Genomic DNA, 5,476 nt, shown 5'->3' with positions numbered 1-5,476 from the left:
ACATTACCTACATCTACCATATCTAATACAATTTCTCCTGTAGCATCAACAACTGTTAGAAAGTAACCTGTAACAAATACAGTTGCAGGTGTCCATGAAAAATCCACATTTTCGTTTACATCTACTGCTAAATCTTGAGGTGTTGTTAAAACAGCATTACAGTTTGGAATTGCAGTAGTATCTAAACAACTTACAACATAGTCTATTGTACTGTAGTTATTACCTGGACAATCAATACTTCCATCTGAATCTACATAAATTGTTATAGTGTCTCCTGTAGATGCAAATGTTAAGTTAGTAACATCTCCTGTGTTTCCGTATGGCGAAGCAGCATTTAAATTGGTAGTTCCGTCCGAATCTAAAACAATTAATTCATCGAAATTATTTTCTACTTGACCAGAAACAATAACCAATTGTAATGGAGAACCATCACTACTTGTATAAGCATACTGAAGTGTTTCGTTATTTGAATAGCAGAAAGAACTTGTTACTGGTTGTCCACATACTACTGATGTTGGACAGTTTTCTGTTATTAAGTTAAAAGAGGTATTAGAAGGACATCCAACTTGATTTCCATTGAAAATACCTGAAACAAAAATAGTTTGAGAATCTGAATTAGAGGTGTAATTAGTTAAATTTTGAATTTCATTTACATTACTAAATGCGTCTTGTTGAGACTCATAAAATCCTATAATTACCGTATTTGGGTCTGTACCATTATATATCTCTGGTAATGTAGAAGTTAAATCGAAAACCGAATTTGCTCCACAAGAAAATAAATCTTGAGGCGTTCCTATTGCAAAAATAGAACCTATTAATACTGTAGAACTTCCTGAATTTGTACATCCTGTTGTAGGATTTGTAATTGTTACTGTATACGTTCCAGCTGTTGTTACAACAATTTCTGGTGTAGTTTCACCTGTGCTCCATTGAAAAATAAAGTTAGATTGATTTATATTTGAATTTGGATTTAATACTATAGATGTGCCATCACATCCTGCAATATCATCACCCAAATCTACAATTGGTAATTGATTAACATTAAGGTTTATTGTTGTAATAACATATTCTCCTGTTGCTGTTTCTGTAACTCCTGCATAAACAATAGGAATATTAGGACTGTAATTATATGCAGATGCAATTACAATTGCATTAGATTGTGTTAATGCGAAATCATACACTTCGTAATAAGCAATTGTATAATCGTTTTGTATCAAACCATCTAGTATATATTGATTTGCTGAAGTTAAATCGAATATAATAGTAGTAGAATCGTTACATGCTGAAAGCGTAGCAGGATTAACTTGAAAAGCGCCATATTCTGTTAAAAGATCCAGAGTACCAAGTGTATAACAACCATTAAAAGTCTCTTCTACTCTAAAATATACAGTTTGAGCATTAGCGATAATATTAGTATAAGTAGACAATAATTGATTGGTATTAGTATCTGCATCTATACTAGTTTCAAAATAGCTTACAGTGTAAGTTTCGTTTCCTGAAGTAATCTCAGCATCTTTTATAGTTAAATCGAAATCTGCAAAACCATCATTATCATCATCATTAACCACAAGTGGAGTTGGAGAAAATATATTAGGAGCTTGATTTACAAACAAATTTAAAATTGTAGTATCAAAACCACCAGTACTCAACTCCTCTACTCTTACAAAAACGGTTTCTGGGTTTGATGTATTTGTATATAGACTTGATAATTGATTTATATTTGTATCGGCATCCATTTGACTAGAATGATACGATACTGAGAAATTATTTGAATTTTGGTTCCCTAAAATTTCTAAATTCTTAATCGTTAAGTCAAATTGAGTAATGCCATCTTGTATAGCATCGTCACAAACTTCTAATGGCGTTGGTTGGTTTGCAATTTGAGCAAAACTGTAAAATGAAAATAATAAAGCGAAAAATAGTAGTAATTGGTTTTTCATAGTGTTCGGTATTAGGATTAGTTATTGATTGACAATACTATAACAACTAAAAAACAGATATTCCTACTTCTTAGTTTTTTAATAGATGATGAAAATGAAAAATATTGTATTAAAACCCTAAGTCATTTCGTTATCAAACAAAATTATACAAAACCAACAGTTATTGTTGTTGACACAGAGGCTACAGAACTTAGAAACGTTTGGAGACAAGCAGCTAAACAGAATATGTATCTCAATACAAAGCGCAATAGATTCTATGAATATTTCTGTAGCTGAAGAATTCTTGTTTTCGAAACTAAAAGACAAAGAGGTTTCAAGTAAAAAAGCCTTTAGTTATTACTAAAAGCTTTTTCTATTTTCGAAATATTATATTATTTATTTAATAATTCTTCTATAACTACTTCCTTGATTAGAGATAAGCCTAACTAAATAAACACCTTTAGTGTAACTCTCGAAATTAATCTCTAAAGTATTAGTTGAATCATTTGTAAGAGATGTTACTAATTGACCGCGAATATTATAAATTTCTACACCAGTAATTGCACCATCTTGGTTACTAATTTGCAGTTTATCTACTACAGGATTAGGATAAACCTTCACTTGATCTAATATAAAATCTTCAACACTTAATAATGCAGGATCTGTTGCTATTTTAAAGCTATTGGTAATAAACATATCTGTAAAAGTATTTCTCATATTTACATAAACTGTCTCTGGATCTGCAGTGTTTGTATAAGCTTCTGGATTGGAAATGGCATTTGTTTCTGCTTCTGCATCTGCCAAAGTTGTGTAATAGTCAAAACCAAAAGAATAAATAGACGTATCTACACTTCCTAACATTTGTGGCTCATTTACGCGTAAATTAAAAACAGAAGATCCATCATTATCATTGTCTACAATAACAATATCACTAGGTTCTTGTTCCATTAAAGGCACTGCACCAAAAGAACTTTTTCTTATAAATAAAGCACTATCAAACGCAGTATCTGAGGCATCAGCTATAACAATTTTAATCCTATAATTATTACCAATAACTAAATTTCCCATAAGCGTAAACACTTCAGTTTGTCCATTAAAATTTATTGGTGAAATTTCGGGTATTATATAGTCTGGATTGGCTGTAGCAGCAGAGACATCAAAATTATACCTATCAAAATAAGAGTCATTTACTGGGTTACAATCATTATTTCCACCACCACGAACAGTAAAAATTGAAATAGGAGTTACCGTTCCTGGAACTACTGCTATGTTTATTGTTACTCCACTTGTTAAGTCTGTTAAAAAAAAAGCAAACGTATCTGGGAAGCCACATTCAAAAGTACCATACTCTTCAGAAGCCATAATAAAATCTAAACTAATGGCTTCTACTTGAGCTACAAAATCGAACTGAATAAAAGAGGCGTTATTAGTATTGTTAACAGATGTTGCGCTTTCAAGATCAGTATCTCCAGGCCATGAATTACCGCCTTCACTTATTACAGTTATATTTGCACCAGGAATTGAAAGTACATTTCCTGTGCTCAACACAATACCTTGACTAAAAGCTATATCTGCACCATTAGAATTAAAAGCTGCAAGACCATTAACGCTCCCAAAATCTGTTCCTGTACTTGAGATAAAGTTAGAGGTTGGAAAATTTGGATTACCTATTAACTGGTCTTCAATAAGTTGTTGAGTTGTAAAAGCATCATTTATAGTCATTTGAGAAAATGAATAATTAAACGCAATTAAAATAAATAGTAATGTAATTTTTTTCATAATGGTTGGTGTTCGTTTTGGCTTAATTAATTAATTGATTGATTGATTGATTGATTGATTGATTGATAATACTATAACAACTAAAAAGCAGATATTCCTACTTCTTAGTTTTTTAATAGATCATGAAAAAAGAAAAAGGTTATAAAAACCTTAAATAATTTCATTACCAAACAAGGTATTTAGCGTAAATTTGTTTCACCTATAAATATAAGATTTTTTTTAGTTAAATGATTAACAAACAAATAAATAGTACTCAAAACACATTAATAAAACAAATTGTTTTATTAAAAGAAAAATCTCGCGAACGTAAAAAAACAGGTTTGTTTATTATTGAAGGCGCCCGCGAAATTGAATTAGCAATACAAGGTGATTACCAAATTAAAACAATTCTATTTTATGCTGAATTGTTTTCTATTGAAAAACTTACTGCTCTTGCTTTAAATACAATCGAAGTTATAGAAGTAAGTAAAGATGTTTATACTAAAATAGCTTATCGAGAAACTACCGAAGGTATTATTGCTATAGCTCAAAGTAAAGAAAATAACATAGAAGACTTAAATTTTAGAAACAATAACCCATTAATTTTAGTTGCCGAAGCTCCCGAAAAACCAGGGAATATTGGAGCTCTTTTACGAACAGCTGATGCAGCAAATGTTGATGCTGTAATTATAGCAAATCCAAAAACCGATTTATACAATCCTAATATTATACGTTCTAGCGTTGGTTGCCTGTTTACAAACCAAATTGCTACAGGATCTACTAAAGATATAATTTCTTTTTTAAAAGCTAAAAGCATAAATATTTTTTCGGCTATTTTACAGGAATCTCAGGATTATCACAAACAAGATTACACAAAACCAAGTGCAATTATTGTTGGCACAGAAGCGACAGGATTAAGTGAAGCTTGGAGAGATGCTGCAAAACAAAACATTAGTATTCCAATGCAAGGCGCAATAGATTCTATGAATGTATCTGTAGCTGCTGGAATTCTTGTTTTTGAAGCTAAAAGACAACGCGGTTTTAAATAGTAATACTTCAAACAAAAGTGACAATTCATAATATAACATGACTCCAACTACTCTATTCTATATACTTATTACAATCCTAATTATTAGCTTTATAGTCGATCAAATTTTAGATGCTTTAAATGCTAAGCACTACAACGATTCTCTTCCAGAAGCTTTAAACGATGTTTACAATACTGAAGAATACCAAAAATCTCAAGACTATAAAAAAACGAATTATAAATTTTCTATTATAACTGCTAGTTTTTCTTTGCTTACAACTTTAGCGTTTTTCTTTTTAGATGGCTTTGCATTTATAGACAAATTAGCGAGGAATTTTACAGCTAACGATATACTAATAACTCTCATTTTTTTTGGTATTATTATGTTAGGAAGCGATATACTATCCACACCTTTTGACTATTACAGAACTTTTGTAATCGAAGAGAAATTTGGATTTAATAAAACCACAAAAAAACTTTTTGTACTAGATAAAATAAAAGGCTGGTTAATGTCTATTGTAATTGGTGGTGGCATTTTAGCTTTATTAACTTGGTTTTACCAAACCACAGGAAGCACGTTTTGGTTATATGCTTGGCTTTTAATAGCTGTGTTTACTCTATTTATGAATTTGTTTTACTCAAGATTAATAGTGCCATTATTTAACAAGCAAACACCATTAGAATCTGGAACCTTACGCGATGCTATTTCTAGTTACGCACAAACAGTAGGTTTTAATTTAGACAAGATTTTTGTTATTGATGGCTCAAAACG

General features: G+C 30.7%; 4 protein-coding genes and 1 pseudogene. 3 read left to right on the top strand and 2 right to left on the bottom strand.

All coding sequences use genetic code 11. The features are described from left to right. Positions 1–1,940, bottom strand: a pseudogene (locus tag Q0C58_RS09345) (hypothetical protein); the annotation flags it as partial. A gap of 169 nt (positions 1,941–2,109) precedes the next feature. Between Q0C58_RS09345 and Q0C58_RS09340 the strand changes: the two are divergent. Continuing rightward, a complete protein-coding gene (locus Q0C58_RS09340; protein WP_290700523.1) occupies positions 2,110–2,283 on the top strand; it encodes a hypothetical protein in 174 nt (57 codons plus the stop codon). A gap of 32 nt (positions 2,284–2,315) precedes the next feature. Here the strand turns inward: Q0C58_RS09340 and Q0C58_RS09335 are convergent, their stop codons facing one another. Then, positions 2,316–3,698, bottom strand: a complete 1,383-nt coding sequence (locus Q0C58_RS09335) for a choice-of-anchor L domain-containing protein (RefSeq protein ID WP_290700520.1) — start codon at positions 3,696–3,698, stop codon at positions 2,316–2,318. 227 nt (positions 3,699–3,925) lie between these two features. On the opposite strand from Q0C58_RS09335, the gene Q0C58_RS09330 reads away from it, so the two are divergent. Continuing rightward, entirely contained in the window at positions 3,926–4,726 is an 801-nt protein-coding gene (locus Q0C58_RS09330) for an RNA methyltransferase (RefSeq protein ID WP_290700517.1), read from the top strand. Between the two features lie 37 nt (positions 4,727–4,763). Then, positions 4,764–5,476, top strand: a 713-nt coding sequence (locus tag Q0C58_RS09325) for a M48 family metallopeptidase (RefSeq protein WP_290700514.1), incomplete at its 3' end; no start/stop codon positions are given.

The sequence above is a fragment of the Lacinutrix sp. genome, from assembly GCF_023299985.1.
Taxonomy (GTDB): domain Bacteria; phylum Bacteroidota; class Bacteroidia; order Flavobacteriales; family Flavobacteriaceae; genus Lacinutrix.
This window is presented reverse-complemented; position numbering and strand designations above follow the sequence as displayed.

Coding starts and splice junctions, on each gene's coding strand:
- Q0C58_RS09335 (WP_290700520.1), bottom strand. CDS start 3,698: ATGAAAAAAATTACATTACTATTTATTTTAATTGCGTTTAATTATTCA.
- Q0C58_RS09330 (WP_290700517.1), top strand. CDS start 3,926: ATGATTAACAAACAAATAAATAGTACTCAAAACACATTAATAAAACAA.